Origin of the sequence: Staphylococcus sp. HMSC077D08, from assembly GCF_001837945.1 — a bacterium.
Taxonomy (GTDB): Bacteria; Bacillota; Bacilli; order Staphylococcales; family Staphylococcaceae; genus Staphylococcus; species Staphylococcus epidermidis.
The window spans coordinates 97537-98102 of sequence record NZ_KV834827.1 but is presented as its reverse complement, the minus strand read 5'-3'; the positions used below and the strand labels follow the sequence as shown (position 1 = coordinate 98102).

Annotated in this window: 2 protein-coding genes; both read left to right on the top strand. The window is 36.4% G+C overall.

From position 1 onward, the window contains the following. Positions 1-441 (top strand): DNA/RNA non-specific endonuclease (locus tag HMPREF2663_RS12580; protein WP_176746344.1); only part of this gene is annotated, 441 nt, incomplete at its 5' end. Positions 442-452: 11 nt separating this feature from the next. Continuing rightward, the coding region (locus HMPREF2663_RS12575; protein ID WP_141762248.1) for an immunity protein YezG family protein at positions 453-566 on the top strand (114 nt) is incomplete at its 3' end.

Genomic DNA, 566 nt, shown 5'->3' with positions numbered 1-566 from the left:
AAATTGAAGGCCAACATCGAATATACAACACCGCATGGACATGTGTATCGAACGGATCACAAAGGCCGCATTAAAGAAGTATATGCGGATGACCTATCACTTCTAGATGGCGGACGTAATTCATATGCGCAACGAACAGTTGGAAGAGAAGATCGTTTGCCAGATGATGACGGCGGTCATTTAATTGCGCGCGCATTCGGAGGTTCTAAAGATATAGACAATCTCGTACCCCAAAGTAAATACATCAACCGCTCATTTAAAGAGAACGGAGAATGGTATAACATGGAGAAAGAATGGCGGGAAGCTATTGAATCAGAAGATCAAGTAAAAAATATTAAAATTGAAGTGCAATATAGGGGTGACAGTCAAAGACCTACAGAATTTCAAGTTGAATATGAAATCAATAATAGACAATATGAAAAACGTATTCCAAATATTTAGGAGTGAGAAAAATGGAATTTGAAAAGAAATTAAATGAAATGTATCAAGAAATAGCGAATAAAATCAGTGATATGATTCCTGTAGAGTGGGATGAGGTATATACAAAGGCATATATAAAAGAAGAA